Here is a 16,704-nt window from a genome sequence, read left to right as displayed (position 1 = left end):
TACGGTAAGACTTTATTTCAAATCCACACAAAAAAATAGATTACCTGCACACTAAAAAGTATAGTGAACAGGTAATCTAGGTGTTTTGAGATTAATAAAAAACTAGTTTATTTTTTGAATTCTCCCATCAATAATAGTCTGAATTGGTTCTTTTGCTTGTTTTATATAATCTACTAATGCTTCAAAGTCAGTTGGTCCTGTTTCAGCGTCTTTCCCGTTTTTAAAGGACACAAAACCATCTCCACCTGAAGCTAGAAATGCGTTCGCAACGACGCTGTAAGTTTTAGAAGGAATAATTTCTTCTCCATTTGTTAAGCGAATACTTGTGACTTTTTCTCCATTTGGCTTGTTCGCATCCCAAGTGTATTGGATCCCGGAAATTTGAAGCATTCTTGTTATGTCTTTTTGCCATTGTTGATTTAAAATATCACGAATGTCTTGACCTGTTAAATTAACTTTTACTAATTGATTTCCGAATGGTTGAATGCCATATACCTCTCCCCATGTAATATCACCAGCATCTAAGTCATTACGAATACCACCAGGGTTCATAAGAGCAACTTGGGATTGCATTGTTGCACGTTGGGCATCAGCAACTAAATTACCGAGATTAGATTCACCAGCCGTATTTAGTTTGCGATCTAGTGGAGCGGTAGACTTACCAACAACTTCATTGACAAGAGGTGCGATTTTTTCTTGATATTTCTCCATTTTCTTCTTTATTTTTTTATCAGGCTCTATGCCTTCATGGTAAGTTGTAACAATTTCTGCTTTTTTCTCAACAATATCTTGTGTCTTACGATCAATCTTTACATCAACATCAGCAAAAGCCATACCATAAGAATTTGCTTGTACGAGAAGTTTATTATTAACAGTTCCATTTACATAGGTGTGGCTATGCCCTCCAAAAATAACATCGACTTCTGGATCAGTCTCATTTGCTAATCGGGCGATATCACCATTTGTTATACCGTTCTCATTTGTTGTACCTCCGTTATGCGCAAGAACAACGATAGATTTAACGCCTAGTTTTTTTAATTGCTTTACGGACTTGTTAATGGCTTCAACTTCATCTGTAATTTCTACATTCTTTAGCATAGTAGGCATAACAAGGTTAGGAACATCTGTTGTTACGACTCCGATAAAGCCAACAGGAACTCCTTGTACCTTTTTGATAGTAAATGGTGGTAAAAATAGACGACCGGTGGATTTATTATAGAAATTTGCGGCTACATATGGGAATTTTGCTCCTTTAAAATTCCCTGTTTTTTCATGGTATCCACCATAAATTAGGCGCTTCATTTCTTCAATGCCTTCATCAAATTCATGATTTCCTATGGTTCCAACATCAAATTTTAAATCATTTAGAAATTCAATCGTGGGCTCGTCTTGTAATAATGCTGAAACAGGAGGACTTGCTCCAACAGCATCGCCAACTTGAACCTTTAATGTATTCGGATTTTGTTTTTCACGATCACGTAAATAAGCCCCTAAGTACTCGATTCCCCCTGCATCTTTATTATTAATTTTCTTTACAGTGTCTAGTTGCCCATGTAAATCGTTAATACCGAGCATTTGTACATCTATGTAGCGGTTTGGTTCTGTACTTGCTTGAGCTGAAGGCGCAGCAAATACACTTGAAAAAGTAACTGTACTTAATGCTAAAGCAACTGGAATGATTTTTTTCAACATAAAATTTTCTCTCCCCTTATCACAATTTGACATTATATGATATAATCTGACATTATACGATATAATTTTAATAGATTAAGAGGATTATTTCTATAAAAATTCTACTAATTATAAAAAATAATAAGATTTTATTGTTTTCCGACAAAAGACTGCTTCCTCAAAAATGTGAAGATGTGAAACATCAATTTTAGGTGGGAGATGAATATCGGTAGGCGTGAGCCTACGTTTTTTGATTAGGATATAAAGAAAAAGTACCACCGGCACTCCAAACATATATATATAATCAAAACGCACACCATTAGAACCAATGGCATGCGCTACATAAATTGTTAGATATTCGCACACATCTGTTTTACAAACTATTCACAGGAAAACAGATTCATATGGATGAAATGACAGAATCAGAGTAAACGGAAGGACGTATAATCCAGAAGTGGGCCCTGTTTGATTAATGTCTCGATTCATAAATTTTTAAATAACCTCCGATTTCACTGTAAACAGATTAATTCCTGTTCCAACATTCTTTATACCTTATATCAGGATATTAAGTATAGGACGCTTGCTTAATATCTAAATTTACCAATCATTGACCAAAAAATAAAAAGACCTTATCTTTGATAAGTACCTTTGAATGAGGTCTTTCTATAATAAAAAATGGTTAACTTCCACGGTTCTGGTGCAAATACTTAGGAAAGATATAAAGAAGCGAAAAGTTTCCTATTGGAATCTAGTCTTAAGAAGCAATTCCAAATAGTTGATGGATGAACTTCACTTGATTTTGGACAGACTTGTCCAATAAAACAAACTTGCTCGTTGTAATTGATCTTGAAGAGCACGTTCACGGAACTCTCCATGTTTCCCAAAAAAGATTGCTCTTGCTAAGGAATTCATTGCCTCACCTTTATTTAAACCTCGTTGAACTTTTCTTCGTAGATTTTTGTTCGAAAGGTAGTCCAGGATAAAAATAGTTTTTTCGATTCTTCCCATTTCTCTCAAAGCCTTCGCTACTTTATTCTGCCGGGTATAGGAACCTAATTTCCCCATAATAAGTGAGCCTGATACTTTTCCCTCTCGAATGGAATGAGCGATACGTAAAACATCATCGTAATTTTCATAAATTAATTTCATATTTACTTGCCCTCGGATAAGTCCTTCTATATTCAAAAACTCCTTAGGAGAACCAATTGTATATAATTTAGAACTTGATATATCTCTTAATCGTGGTGCAAAACGAAATCCTAATAGGTGTGTTAGACCAAATACTTGATCTGTATAGCCTGCTGTATCTGTATAATGCTCTTCAATCATTAAATCTGATTCGTGATGAAGCAATCCATCAATTACGTGTACAGCATCCCTTGCGTTTGTATTAATCACTTTTGTATAAAAAGAAGAAAATTGATCGCTTATAAATTGATATATAGTTGCCCCTTTTCCAGTTCCATAGTGTGGGTTAGAACTGGCGTGTAATGATGAAACACCAATTTGTACTCGCATTCCGTCTGATGATGAAGTGGTACCTTCCCCCCAATAAGAAGCTAGAGGAAGTTTTTGTTGAAAATTAACCAACATCGCTTGTGCTCGATTTAATGCATCATCATACATTCTCCATTGACTTGCATTAGCTAATTGATGATATGAGATACCAGGTGTAGCTTCTGCCATTTTCGTAAGTCCAATATTCGTTCCCATAGCCATAAGTGAAGTAAGAGAAATGACAATTTCTTCCCCTTTAGGTGGTTTGTTTGTCGATGCATGAATAAATTGCTGTTCAAACCCTGTCCAATGAGCTACCTCTATTAGTAAGTCTGTGAGTTTAATTCGAGGAAGCATATGATAAAGTTTGCTACTTAATTGCTTAGCTGTTAGTGGGGTATCCTTATCTAAACGCTGAAGATGCAGGGTTCCACTGCTAATATCTACTCCATCTAAGGAATGAACATTTTTAGAAAATGTTGCAATTCGTTCTAATAGAGTTTTTGTTCGCTCCGCTATATACTCATCAGCATGCATAGAAACAGCTAGGCGAACCCCGTTTTCTTTGCTGTAGTTCCACTCGTTGATAGGTATTAAATATTCATCAAAATCTTTATGTTGTCGACTTCCTACAATAGAAATATCGCCAGAACGTACATAATTCCGCAGTTCCGTAAATGCGGCTAGTTCATAAAAATGCCGATTAATATTTCCATCTTCATCATGTATATATTTCTTCCATCTATTTGTCACAAAGTTCAATGGTGCACCATTGGGTACTTTTCGTTTTCCCGATTCGTTTAATTCACGTATCGTTTCTAAAGCTTCTAATACGTATCTGGCATAATTAGTAGATTGAAATTCTAGTGATCTAAGCAATGTGGGAGTATATTTACGTAGATAATTATATCTACTCTCTAACAAATCAAGATAATCATAGTTCATTGGCCGTGATAGTTGCTTTGCTTCCTCTACAGATGCTACAAATTTATCCCAAGGCATAATGGTTTCTAATACTATAAAAGGGGCTACATTCTCTTCTTTTGCTTTTATTAAAGCCATTCCTAAATCTGCATAATGAAGGATTTTTTCATTTAGTGATTTACCATTTCTTTTGTGCAATTCTTCTTGTTGTTTTCTACCTTTTAGTTGAAGGTTCATCATTTGTTTATCATGAATTTCAAAAGCCTGATCAATTAAATCTTGTGTTAAATCAAGTAAATAAGCTACCAATATGGCATACTTTTTTATATCTTTAAACCTTCGAAATGAATAAGCCTCATAGCGTGCCCCAATCCGAGATAAGTGTCGTAAACGATTAGGATGTCTACCTTTTGTATCAATATTTAACTGTAAGCCTTTTATATACTCTAAACGCTCAATTACCTTTAAAAAGGATTCTGGTGAAAATTGGCCAGGTATTTCTTTTAACCAAGCTAAATATGTTTTTGAAGAATTAGGCATAAAGTGAAGTAAACTGCTTATTTTTTCTTTTTGTAAAAGAGATAAAGAAGATGTTAGCGTTTTAAATATAATTTCTTCAGCTCTTTTACGTGTTTCCCATATTGCTCTTTCTATTACTGACATTGAAGGAAGTATAACTTGCCAAGTACGTAATTCTTGTAATGCTGTCTCAATGAGATATGTAGTATTTCCATTATTTAATGCATGAAATTGAAGAAATTTAGATAATCTTCGATAATCAGTAGTTGTAAAGTTACGAAAACCATATTCTTTGCGAATTTCTTCTACATGTTCATACCTTGTAGCTTCCCGCTGAGCATATAGCCCCCAGTCTTCTATACTTACACCAATTTGTTTCGCTACAAATTCTAAAACTTCACTAGGAATGTGTTCAATAACTGATAAAGTCCAGCCTAAATACCGTAAAATACTTAATTGCATAGAAAAACCCAGTCGATTATAATCCCTCCGATGGCGATTAATGATTTGTTTATCATGCTGACTGAAGGTAAAGTATGTACTTAATGTCCATTCGCTAATATCAGAGGGGATTTGCATATAACGCTTTCGTTCTTCTGCTGTAAGAAGTTCTCGTACCCTCACATACATTAGAATTCATCCCCTTTCTAATGATTATAAAGCTATGATATTCGATTTTAATTTTACAGAATTTCTATTTGATTGTCCCCTATTGTCAAATCCATAAAATAATAAAGTCTCAAAAACATTAATGTTTTTGAGACTTAGATGAATTATACATATAAACGTTTCAACACTTGTTTCATTTCTGGTTTAATATTAATGCTTGAACGAATTTCTATTGCTTTTTTTTCAGCCTCTTCCACGTTAGGTGCATACCCTAATTCTACCAATAATCCCGTTGCAACCGTACCTGTACGATTACGTCCACCGGAACAATGGAAAAATACTTTCTTATCTTGTTCAACAGCTTCTTTGACAGCTGCAATTGCAGTTTTTACTGATTCATCTTGTCCCTCTACACCTTCTACAATCGGATAAGCATGACGTATAGTTTCTGTTGGAAATCCTTCTGGTTCTTCTCCTCCGGCACGTAAATCAAACACCTCAGTAATTCCATGCATTTGTACAGCTTCTTGTATAGCGTCTACTCCACCAATATATACTTTTTCTTTTACAAGTTCGTGATAGTTAGTCATGTTTGATAGTCTCCTTCAATTATTATTTAGCAACAATTCGATCCGCCACTTATTACAAGGCCTGCACCTTGTTGATCTTCTACATAGTCTAGTGTTAATGTATTTACAATTTCAACAACCTTTGGATCCATAGCAACTTCAATACCATTTATTGTTTCTGTTACATCATTTTCTTGTGCTTCCCCTAAATTAATACCGTAGCTTGGTCCGCAACACCCAGCACCCTCAAATGTAAAACGTAGTGTTGTAACACCGTTTTCTTTCATAGCAGTTTCAATAAACGCTTTTGCTTTATCTGTAATATTCATTTTCATTTCTCCCCTTCATAGTAACTGATTAAAAATGTTTTATTTTACTAAATCTTTAAGCTTCTCATATCCCACAATATCATCCGATTGCCAAGGGATGATAGCACAGTTATTTTGTGATTCCTTTTGTACCGCTTGAATCCACTGTATTTCAGACTGCGCTCTTCCTCTTAACACTAAATCGCTTGTATGTGTTGCATAAAAACTTTGATTGATAACCCACCATTTTGGAGTAATATCCGCACGTTTTAAGTCTTCTTGTAGACGGCTTGCTTCATGAACTGGTGTCGCTTCTGCAAGCGTTACAATTACAACACTTGTTTCTTCCGGATTACGCAAACGTGGTAATAAGTTCTTCACAGACTGTGGTACTTCACCGGAAGAACGCGCAATTTCCTTATGATACGTTTGTGCCGCATCCAACAACAATAACGTATGACCCGTTGGCGCTGTATCAATAACTACAATTTCATCATTTGCTCTTTCAACAATATCCGCTAAAGCACGGAAAACTGCGATTTCTTCTGTACAAGGAGAACGTAAATCTTCTTCTAAATACGCTAAACCTTCTTCGTCAACCGTATCTTTTGCTTGCTCTATGACTTCCTTACGATAGTTTTCAACTTCTACTTTTGGATCAATTCGGCTTATCGTAATATTCCCTTGTTCTCCATGCATGACATAATCAATATGTGCTGCAGGATCAGTTGTAGTTAAGTGTACATGGTGTCCTTTTTCAGCCAGACCAACTGCAATTGCAGAAGCTACCGTAGTCTTTCCAACACCACCTTTTCCCATTGTAAAAATTACTCGTTTTCCTGATTCTGAAAGATTAGTAATCAATGTCTGAAGTGAAGGAATAGAGACGGTATTTGCTTCTTCATTCGAAATCGAGAGATCTTCCATTGGTTGAACCAGTTTCCTCATATTCTCTATCCCAGTAACATTAAACGGTACTAATGGAATTTCATAAGTAGGAAGATTCTTTAATTCTTCTGCCATGTTTTCTAACGCACGTGATTGTCTCTTAAACAATGCATTTGAGACATCATCATTTTGCACATAGTCTTTCAAGACCCCATTTACTAGTAGAAATTGATTACTAACACCAATTTCTTTTAATTCATGAGCTGCTCGTTCCGCTTCTTGCAATGGAGAACTATCTGGTCGTGTAACAAGCAATAACATTGTTTGGTTCGGATTAGATAGCGCCTGAACCGTTTGACTATATAACTCTTTTTTATCACCAAGCCCCGCTAATGGTCCTAAACAAGAAGCTCCATGAGTACTTTCTTCTAGGAAACCACTCCAAGCCGTAGGAAGTTGAAGAAGACGTAACGTATGACCTGTTGGCGCTGTATCAAATATAATGTGATCGAATTTCGATGTTAATTCTTTATTTGTAAGTAACGTAGAGAATTCATCAAATGCAGCCATTTCTACTGTGCAAGCTCCAGATAATTGCTCTTCCATCGTTGCAATAACGGCATCAGGGAGCTTTCCACGGTATGGACCAACAACACGTTCTTTATATTCATGGGCTGCTGTTTCAGGATCTAAGTTTGCTACTTGTAGATTTGGAACACTTGGAATTTCTTTAGGTTTATTCGTAAGTTCTATTTCGAACACATCTTGTAAATTAGAAGCTGGGTCAGTACTTATTAATAAAACTTGTTTCCCCATATCAGCTAACGTAATAGCTGTTGCACATGCAGTAGATGTTTTTCCTACTCCGCCTTTACCAGTAAAGAATAAAAATGGTGTGAATGCTATTGTGTTTGGGTTATATACGTTTGTCATTGCCTTTCACTTCTTTCTCTATTTTTTCACGTTTAACTTTAAACGTACGACTGGCTTTTGACTCAACTCTTCTTTGGTTACATCTGTTAACTGTGCAAGCTCTTCATTTGTCAGGTGACTTTTTTCTTTTACTACTTTTCCATCCACCAAAGTTACAGGCAACACGTCTGGTCCTTTATCTGTTAATAGTTGACTAATAACAACATTATTGGCAAATGCATCTGGTTCACTTGCCAAATTATAACGAGTCACATCAATTCCTCTATTCTTCAAGTTGTTAACAGCAACTGAAATACGAATTAATTCCGGATCAACACTTGGTCCACAAACTCCAGTAGAACAACACATTGCAGGATCAAAAATTTCAATCTTTTTCATCTCTGATTTCTCCCCTTCTTTATAAAATAAGCCGAGAATCTTCTCGGCTTATTTTGTTTTCAATTATTCTCCTGTTTCAGCAAACTTTTTAATACGTCCACCAATCTCATCGCGAACTTTTTGGAATACAGACCACTCTTGACCAGCTGGATCATCAAATCCCCAGTGAACTCGTTTTACATGTGGTGGTGTTGTCGGACATACATCATTTGCGTGACCACAAAGTGTTACAACTAAATCTGCTTTGTCTAAAATGTCACGGTCAATGATATCAGATGTTTGGTCCGTAATATCAATGTCTACTTCTTTCATTGCTTTAATTGCATTCGGGTTTACTCCGTGCGCCTCGATACCAGCAGAAAGTACATTCCATTTGTCACCTAAATATTTTTTACCCCAAGCTTCTGCCATTTGGCTACGACATGAGTTTCCTGTGCATAAAAAGTAAATTGTTTTCTTGTTTTCCACGATAATTCCACCTTTATTATGAATATTTATTTGGGTTGTGTTTGAAAGTATTTACGCTGGAACCAAAGTGCCACATTTACAAGTGCTATCATAACCGGAACCTCAACTAAAGGTCCGATAACTGCAGCAAACGCTGCACCAGACTGGATTCCAAATACACCTACAGCTACTGCAATCGCTAATTCAAAGTTATTACTTCCAGCCGTAAACGCTAGTGTTGTTGATACCCCGTAACTTGCACCGATTTTTTTGCCCATAAAGAAAGAGACAAAGAACATGATTACAAAATAAATGAGTAATGGAATTGCAATACGTACAACATCAAATGGTACGCTAACAATCACTTCTCCTTTTAGAGAGAACATAACAATGATTGTAAATAGTAATGCGATTAAAGTAATTGGACTAATCTTTGGAATGAATACTTTTTCATACCATTCTCGTCCTTTCGTTTTTACAAAAATCAAGCGTGTTAGCATTCCTGCGATGAATGGAATTCCTAAATATATAAACACTGATTTTGCAACCTCTGCCATTGTTATATCTACAACAGCACCTTCAATTCCTAACCATTCTGGAATAACTGTTACAAACACATAAGCATATACTGAGAAAAATAACATTTGGAATACAGAGTTAAATGCTACTAATCCTGCCGCATATTCTGTATCACCTTTCGCTAAGTCATTCCATACGATAACCATCGCAATACAACGAGCTAAACCTATCATAATTAAGCCCACCATATATTCTGGCTTATCCGGTAAGAATATAACAGCCAAAGCAAACATCAAAACAGGACCAATAATCCAGTTTTGCACCAGTGATAATACTAATACTTTTACATCTTTAAAAACGCGTCCCATTTCTTCGTAGCGTACTTTAGCGAGTGGCGGGTACATCATTAAAATTAAGCCAATCGCAAGTGGAATAGAAGTTGTTCCTACCTGTAGACTATTCATTCCATCAACGAATCCAGGGGATAGATATCCAACTCCAATCCCTACAGCCATCGCAAGAAAAATCCAAAGAGTTAGATACCGATCTAGGAAAGATAGGCGTTTTTTCCCCGTGTTGCTCATCCTTCTCACTTCCCTTTCTAACTATTTATTAACAACCACACCGGAGTGTAGGATTGCTCTTCACAATTTGTTTGATTTTCTCTGTTTGGTCTGGTACATGTGCTAAAATAACTTCTAAAAGCGTGTATAAATCACTTGCTTGATTTAAAGAATAATAAATCCACTGACCTCTACGCTCTTCCTGCACTAAACCTAAATCCTTTAACTTTCGAAGATGCTGACTGATAGAAGGTTGGCTCATATCAAATACTTCGAGAAGTTCACAGACACAGCATTCACGTTGTTTAAGGATTGATACAATTGTTAATCTTGTTTTATCTCCTAATAGTTTCAGTAATTGGGATGCTCTTGTTACCTCTACAACTGTTTTTTCCATATCTACACCTACCTTGTTATAATTACATAAGCATATGCTTATATGTTGTGTAAAAATAAAATGTATTATTCCTTTAAGTTACTTTATTTCCACTTTCGAAATAAGTATATAACTATCTGCTTATATATTCAACTGAAAACTCTCACCTTTACAGAATCTTTACATTGGATTTCCTTATTTAAAATTTGTACTCTTTTTCTTATCCCAAAAGATATAAATGATAAATCCTATAGGGGGTCCCCCCCACATTTTAACGAAGATATACGCTAAGCAAATTTCGACATAAAAATAGCCTGATTTTCTACTCTAAGAAAAATCAGGCTATTTTTATATCACAGTATACGTTATGTTTAAATTCAGCATTATTCTGCCCTTTGTAAAAGAATAATTTTATAGTTTCCTTTAAATATAGAAGGTTCCTCATATACAACCTGTATCGGTAAATCTTTGCAAATATCACTAAACCTCCGATTAATATCTGTGCCAAGAAAGGAAGTAATGGTGTTGATAATGCTTCTGCTTATACTGGAAGACGATTCTTCAGGTAAAAATTTATCAAAAACTAATAAGAATCCTGTCTGTTTAGTTACCCGAAGAGCTTCAGCTAAAGCCTGCTTTGGATTTTCAACAACGCTTAAAATGAGATTTAGAGATACTACATCAAAAGATTCATCTGGAAACTGTAATTGCTCTGCATTCATTTGTAGAAGTGTAGCCTGATTTTCCTGTGTTTTAGTTTTAGTTTTTGCTTTGTTTAACATATCTTGTGAAAGATCAATCCCTGTAATATGGACATCTGAAGGGATAAAACGAAAGTCTTCTCCAGTTCCGACACCAACAAACAAAATATGCTGTTTTGACTTAAGGGAAAGAAGAGAAAAAGCTCGCTCCCTTGCCTTTATAAATAATTTGTTACTCATTAAGTAATCATAAATTTTAGAAATAACTTTATACTTAAGTTTATTCGTATGATTTTTCATCCCTTTACACCTCTTAATAGTTATAGAGAAGTACGAAAAAGACAAAGACATGCATTTTGTTTTTTTGCATGTCTTCTAATTTGTAAGAAATATATCTTATGTACTTGGCATTGGTGTAGGAGTGACCTTTACATCTTCTTTTTTGTATTGTTTATCTATATATTGGCGAATTTCTAGAGTTGATGCTCCGTTTTGCTTCATTAAAACAGATTGAAAAGCAATATCTACACAAGCCGCATGCTTCATTGCATGAGAGCTCCATTTAACTTCTCCATTCTGCTTTACTTCACGGATAAAGCAATCTTTATTGCTTTTATGTTGTGAATTTGCTCCACAACCACAGTAACAAGGAATCCATTCTAATAGTTCGATGTTTTTTCCTACCATTCCATAAATTTGAGAGACCTGACCATTTTTAGATGATGATAGGAAAGAAGGAAGTGCTTCTACACTATTTGTTGTTTCTAGGACATCGTCTTTGTAATGATCATCGCCACTTTTTTGTTCTTTTTGTTGATTCTGTGTCGCATTACTCTTACTAACTGATGAATTCTTAGTAGAACTACAACCAATTAGTACTACAAATAATAGGCTTACTAATAAAACTACAGGTATGATCTTTGACATCATACTGTCTCCTCTCTGTAGAAATACCTTTATATGTAATAGCACATTCCACACATTACTTATTAATCAATTCATTTCTTGATCTTGTTAACACCATAAACAAAGTAATCAAACAAAAAGCTATTAGAGCTAAGAAGGGAATTGTGATAAAACCTAGCCAATTAATATAATCTACATTACAAGGAACCCCTTGGACACATGGTTTAATCTCTGAAAAACCTGGGACCTTTTGGATTGCATAGTGATAAAGTGAAATACTACCGCCAATAATAGAGAGCGGCAACACATATTTCTTAATGCGCTTTTCGTTATAGAATGTGGCAACGCCTAAAATGATACTGAGTGGATACATCATGATTCGTTGGAACCAGCATAGTTCACATGGTATGAATCCACGAACTTCACTGAAGTACAAACTTCCCAATGTAGCAATCATGGAAACGATCCAGGCCATATATAAGGTATAGTTACGCCATTCAAAGTTTTTTTGTACTGTATTCATCATTTCTTTTCCTTCAATGATTTTTCAATTAATTTTTTAATTTGTTCGTAATCATAAGGATCGGATAGCATCGTTCCATTCACAACAATACTCGGGGTTTGCTGAACACTATAATCCTCTACAAGCTTCTCGTCTTTATTTACTTCCTGTACTGTTTCTTGACTTTGCATATCACCTTCTAAACGTGCCATATCTATATTCGGTGCCTTGCTCTTGACGATATCCATAAGTTTTTGCTGTGTAATCCATGCATCATCATGATTTTGCGGTTGCTGATTAAAGACTTCCTTGTGGAATGCCCAAAACGCTTCAGGATCTTGCTTGAATACAGATTCACCGACCAAGGCAGCCAACTTTGATTCCTCTCCGTGGAAAAGAACATTCACATAAGAGAATTTCACCTTTCCTGTATCAATATAATCTTTTTGCAATTGCGGAAGAATACGCTCCCCCCATGCTTTACAGGCAGGACACTTATAATCACCGAACTCTACAATAGAGACCTGTGCATCTTCTTTTCCTAAAGTAGGCTGATTTCCTACAGAAGGTAACTCTTTCATAACTTTGTTCCCTGTTGCTTTTTCTTCTTTTTTATCCATCACAACAAAAGCTGTAACTGCAGCAAAAATGATTAATGTGGTAATTAGCAATAATTTCATGTGAGAGCCTTGCGTTTTCTTCATGTAAACACCACGAATTTTTAGAGTTTAATAGGAACATAATAAGAAGTTTTTTAGTTATCGAATTCGTTTAATATCACGGACGATATCCTCATATGGTGTGTTTTGAAGACCTGAATATTTTTTTACAACTTTTCCATCTTTGTCCACGAGATAAAAGCTTGTACCATGTATTACTTGTGTATTATTTTCCGGTTTGGTTACAAGGGTTTGAAAGTTCTTTTTTGCAAACTTTTCAATGTCTGGTCGTGTATATCCTGTTAGGAAATGAGTTCTCTTTTTATCCATTTCATAGACTTTCATAAACTCTGTTATTTTTTCAGGTGTGTCTACCTCAGGGTCTACACTGAATGATACAAACTCTACATCTTTAATTCCTTCTTCATGTAACATTTTTTGAAGTTTTGCCATATTGGCTGTCATAGGTGGGCAAACAGTTTGACAGCTTGTAAAGATAAAATCAGCTACCCAAACCTTTTCTTTTAACTCAGATGAACCAAACTTTTTCCCATTTTGATCTGTAAATGCAAACTTTTCTACATCCCAATTTAGTGAATCTCTTAGTTTATTATCACTACATGCTCCTAAAATCGTAATTATGGAAATAAGTATAAGTAATCCAATTACACGCATTTTTTTCATATGTATACCCTTTCAAAATATATTTAAGATACGGAGCTACTAGGTAGCTCCGTATCTTATTATTTGTTTCGTAATAAACGCATACTGTTAAGTATTACAATAAGCGCAGCCCCTGTATCACTTAGTACAGCCATCCAAAGAGTAAGCCAACCTGGGAAGATAAAGGCAAGGGCAATAAATTTAATAATCAATGAGAACCATATATTTTGTTTAATGATGTGCAATGCTTTTCGACTTAGTTTCATTGTATAAGGAAGTTTTTCAAGATTGTCTGCCATCAATACAATATCTGCCGTTTCCATTGCTGTATCAGTTCCTGCACCGCCCATGGCAATACCGAGGTTTGCGGTAGCAAGGGCAGGGGCATCATTAATACCGTCTCCGATCATAGCTACTGTTTTCCCCTCAGATTGAAGTTGTTTTACAGAATGAACCTTATCTTCTGGAAGTAAGTTAGCAAAATAACGATCTACTTTTGCTTTCTGTGCAATGTGTTCAGCTGTTCCTTCATTGTCTCCTGTTAACATAACAGTTTCCCGAATACCTGATTGTTTTAATTCTTGAATTGTTCCATAAGTAGTAGAACGAATGGAATCTGCTACTGAAATCATTCCTAAAATAACTTTGTTCGTTCCAACAAGTATCACGGTTTGACCAATTCTTTGCATCTCCCGAATCGGTTCGTTCCACATTTGAAGAGAAACTCCAAACTCTTCATATAATGCTTTATTTCCAGCGTAGTATGTTTCGCCATTTATCGTTACTTGCGCACCTTTTCCTACAATTGCGCGGAAGTCAGTTCCACTTTGAATAGAAGTTTGATGTTCTTTCGCATAAGCAGTAATTGCTTTTGCAATTGGATGATTAGAATATTCTTCAATTGTTGCGGCAATTGATAATAACTCATCTTCAGTACAATCTAAGCTTCGTACATGCATTACTTTTGGTTTTCCCTCGGTCAATGTACCTGTTTTATCAAATGCAATAGCATTTAATGAACCTGCGATTTCTAGAGCGGTACCACCTTTAATGAGTACACCGTTTCTTGCTGCATTTCCAATTGCAGATACGATAGCGACTGGAGTAGAGATAACTAAAGCACAAGGACACGCAACAACAAGAAGCTCTAATCCCTTATAAATCCATTCCATCCATTCGCCCATACCAAGAAGGGGCGGGATAATCATGACGCCAATTGCTAATACAAAAACGATAGGGGTATAGATTTTGGCAAAACGATCCACAAATGCCTCAGTGGGTGCTTTCTTTTCTTGTGCTTCTTCTACAAGATGAATAATTCGAGATAACGTAGTATCTTCAACGAGTTTAGTTACTGTAATCTCAAGAGAACCTTCCTCATTAATCGTTCCTGCATATACGGAATCGCCAATTTGTTTATCAATTGGGATAGACTCACCAGTTATCGGTGCTTGGTTTACAGTAGAAGTGCCTCCTATAACTGTGCCGTCTAATGGGATTTTTTCACCAGGTTTTACAACAATCGTTGTATTCACTGCAATATCATCTACAGATTTTTTTATAAGTTCAGTTCCAACTTTTACCCAAGCTTCTGATGGTGCTAAATCAATTAATCCACGAATGGATTCTCGTGTACGTTCAATTGATTTGTTTTGTAGCATTGCTCCTAATGCAAATAACCAAACAACTGTTGCGCCTTCTAGCCATTGACCAATTAATGCAGCACCAATAGCGGCTGATATCATGAGAACGTTCATATCGAGCGATTTACTTCTAATTGCATAAAAGGCACTTTTAGCAGGTTTATAACCACTAATACCAATGCTAATAGCATAGAGAAGTGTAATAAGAAGAGGGGATATAATTGTAAAACTTCCTCCAAATCCTAAAGCTAAAAATAAACCTGAGAGAATCAAAGTTGTATTTTTAGTTTTTTGAACAGGTGCTGTACCTCTACGATTTCCTGCTAAGGAAGCTCCAAAGCCTGCATTAGATACTTCTTTAATAATCTCATCTGCATTTCGATTATGACGAATTTGCATTTTTCCTGTAGCGAAATTAACTCGAACTTCCTCTACGCCAGAAACATTTTGTAGATGTTTTTCGATTGTTAAGGCACAAGCTCCGCAGTCCATGCCATCGACTACATATGTTTGTACGTCATCACCTTTTATTTTCGAGGTATCAAGAGGAAGTGCCGTGTCTTTGCATGAGCTATCACTACAGCAAGAAGCTTTTGATGTCGTTTCTTCTTTTTGGAGGGCTAATTCAGATGGGCAACAGGAAGAGCTGTTTTCTGATTTAGGTTCACAACAAGAATCGGAAGTTTTATTTCCTTCTTTCACTGTCTCGGTTTCACCACTGCAACAAGAGGTTTTCTTAGTAACCGGTACAATTGTAAGTTCTTTTTTAGAGGAACAACATGACGATGTTTCTTTTTCTAATTCTTCTTTTACAGAAGTCGATGAAGAATTTTGACAGCAGCTTGTTTGCTTATTATTCTCTTTCTTATCTGTCATGACAGTTCTCTCCTTTTTGAGATAAACAAGCATTGTTTTCATCACATGATGCTACTTCTTTTTGCACTTCATGAAAGACAACATCAAACATTGTGAGTAACTGTTCAATTTGTGCATTTCGTAAAAAATAGTAGACATACTTCCCTTCTTGTCTACCCAGGATGATGCCGCATCCTTTTAAGCAGTTTAGATGCTGGGATATGTTTGATTGATTCCCTTGGATTATTTCTACGATTTCAGATACTGTTTTTTCACCATCCATCATACATTGAAGAATTTGCAGCCTTGTTTTATCAGCAAAGCCACGAATGAATTTGGTTTTTATATCTAAATCATTTGAGTTGCACAATGGTATCCTCTCCATTCGTATTAGTCATCACTAATATGTTTTGTTCTTTATTCATATTAGCATTGACTAATATGTGTGTCAAAATTTTTCAAAAAAGGCGATTTCCTTTATGTGCAGGAAATCGCCTTTTTCTATATAAAAAATCGCTTAGCGTATATTATCAAGACCTAAATCCAAAAAAAACTTAAAATATCAAGCTCCTAA

At 35.6% G+C, this 16,704-nt stretch carries 15 protein-coding genes and 1 pseudogene; all 16 read right to left on the bottom strand.

Annotated elements, in window-relative coordinates:
- Positions 1 to 102: 102 nt before the first annotated feature.
- The 16 genes and pseudogenes from MHI07_RS27460 to MHI07_RS27385 all read right to left on the bottom strand — a co-directional run bounded on the left by MHI07_RS27460 (position 103) and on the right by MHI07_RS27385 (position 16,500).
- Complete coding sequence (locus MHI07_RS27460) at positions 103 to 1,692, bottom strand: bifunctional metallophosphatase/5'-nucleotidase (protein ID WP_340827091.1); 1,590 nt, start codon at positions 1,690 to 1,692, stop codon at positions 103 to 105.
- A gap of 804 nt (positions 1,693 to 2,496) precedes the next feature.
- Positions 2,497 to 5,241, bottom strand: a pseudogene (locus MHI07_RS27455) (Tn3 family transposase); the annotation flags it as partial.
- A 143-nt stretch (positions 5,242 to 5,384) separates the two neighbouring features.
- Positions 5,385 to 5,810: a protein-tyrosine phosphatase family protein gene (locus MHI07_RS27450; RefSeq protein ID WP_340827087.1), complete on the bottom strand. Its 426-nt coding sequence runs from the start codon at positions 5,808 to 5,810 to the stop codon at positions 5,385 to 5,387.
- 26 nt (positions 5,811 to 5,836) lie between these two features.
- The gene (locus MHI07_RS27445) at positions 5,837 to 6,118 is read right to left on the bottom strand and encodes a HesB/IscA family protein (RefSeq protein WP_340827085.1); all 282 of its coding nucleotides are present in this window, start codon (positions 6,116 to 6,118) and stop codon (positions 5,837 to 5,839) included.
- 39 nt (positions 6,119 to 6,157) lie between these two features.
- Positions 6,158 to 7,918 carry an arsenical pump-driving ATPase gene (arsA, locus tag MHI07_RS27440; protein WP_340827083.1) on the bottom strand — a complete coding sequence of 587 codons (1,761 nt, stop codon included), beginning with the start codon at positions 7,916 to 7,918 and terminating at the stop codon, positions 6,158 to 6,160.
- 18 nt (positions 7,919 to 7,936) lie between these two features.
- A complete protein-coding gene (gene arsD, locus MHI07_RS27435; protein WP_340827081.1) occupies positions 7,937 to 8,296 on the bottom strand; it encodes an arsenite efflux transporter metallochaperone ArsD in 360 nt (119 codons plus the stop codon).
- Between the two features lie 63 nt (positions 8,297 to 8,359).
- On the bottom strand, positions 8,360 to 8,764 hold the full coding sequence (gene arsC, locus MHI07_RS27430) for an arsenate reductase (thioredoxin) (RefSeq protein WP_000428326.1): 405 nt from the start codon (positions 8,762 to 8,764) through the stop codon (positions 8,360 to 8,362).
- Positions 8,765 to 8,790: 26 nt separating this feature from the next.
- A complete protein-coding gene (gene arsB, locus MHI07_RS27425) occupies positions 8,791 to 9,846 on the bottom strand; it encodes an ACR3 family arsenite efflux transporter (RefSeq protein ID WP_088038733.1) in 1,056 nt (351 codons plus the stop codon).
- A gap of 28 nt (positions 9,847 to 9,874) precedes the next feature.
- Positions 9,875 to 10,222, bottom strand: coding sequence for an ArsR/SmtB family transcription factor (locus MHI07_RS27420; RefSeq protein WP_340827079.1), 348 nt, complete (start codon positions 10,220 to 10,222; stop codon positions 9,875 to 9,877).
- A gap of 362 nt (positions 10,223 to 10,584) precedes the next feature.
- Positions 10,585 to 11,202, bottom strand: coding sequence for a class I SAM-dependent methyltransferase (locus MHI07_RS27415; protein ID WP_340827078.1), 618 nt, complete (start codon positions 11,200 to 11,202; stop codon positions 10,585 to 10,587).
- A gap of 96 nt (positions 11,203 to 11,298) precedes the next feature.
- Positions 11,299 to 11,829, bottom strand: coding sequence for a PCYCGC motif-containing (lipo)protein (locus tag MHI07_RS27410; RefSeq protein ID WP_340827077.1), 531 nt, complete (start codon positions 11,827 to 11,829; stop codon positions 11,299 to 11,301).
- Between the two features lie 55 nt (positions 11,830 to 11,884).
- Positions 11,885 to 12,334, bottom strand: a complete 450-nt coding sequence (locus MHI07_RS27405) for a disulfide oxidoreductase (protein ID WP_340827076.1) — start codon at positions 12,332 to 12,334, stop codon at positions 11,885 to 11,887.
- On the bottom strand, positions 12,331 to 13,014 hold the full coding sequence (locus MHI07_RS27400) for a DsbA family protein (RefSeq protein ID WP_340827075.1): 684 nt from the start codon (positions 13,012 to 13,014) through the stop codon (positions 12,331 to 12,333). The genes MHI07_RS27405 and MHI07_RS27400 overlap by 4 nt, the downstream gene beginning before the upstream one ends.
- A 54-nt stretch (positions 13,015 to 13,068) precedes the next feature.
- Entirely contained in the window at positions 13,069 to 13,653 is a 585-nt protein-coding gene (locus MHI07_RS27395; protein WP_340827074.1) for an SCO family protein, read from the bottom strand.
- Between the two features lie 59 nt (positions 13,654 to 13,712).
- Positions 13,713 to 16,151, bottom strand: coding sequence for a heavy metal translocating P-type ATPase (locus MHI07_RS27390; RefSeq protein ID WP_340827073.1), 2,439 nt, complete (start codon positions 16,149 to 16,151; stop codon positions 13,713 to 13,715).
- On the bottom strand, positions 16,141 to 16,500 hold the full coding sequence (locus tag MHI07_RS27385) for an ArsR/SmtB family transcription factor (protein WP_340827072.1): 360 nt from the start codon (positions 16,498 to 16,500) through the stop codon (positions 16,141 to 16,143). The genes MHI07_RS27390 and MHI07_RS27385 overlap by 11 nt, the downstream gene beginning before the upstream one ends.
- Between the last annotated feature and the right edge of the window lie 204 nt (positions 16,501 to 16,704).

Origin of the sequence: Bacillus sp. FSL H8-0545, from assembly GCF_038006105.1 — a bacterium.
Classification (GTDB): domain Bacteria; phylum Bacillota; class Bacilli; order Bacillales; family Bacillaceae_G; genus Bacillus_A; species Bacillus_A cereus_U.
This window is presented reverse-complemented; position numbering and strand designations above follow the sequence as displayed.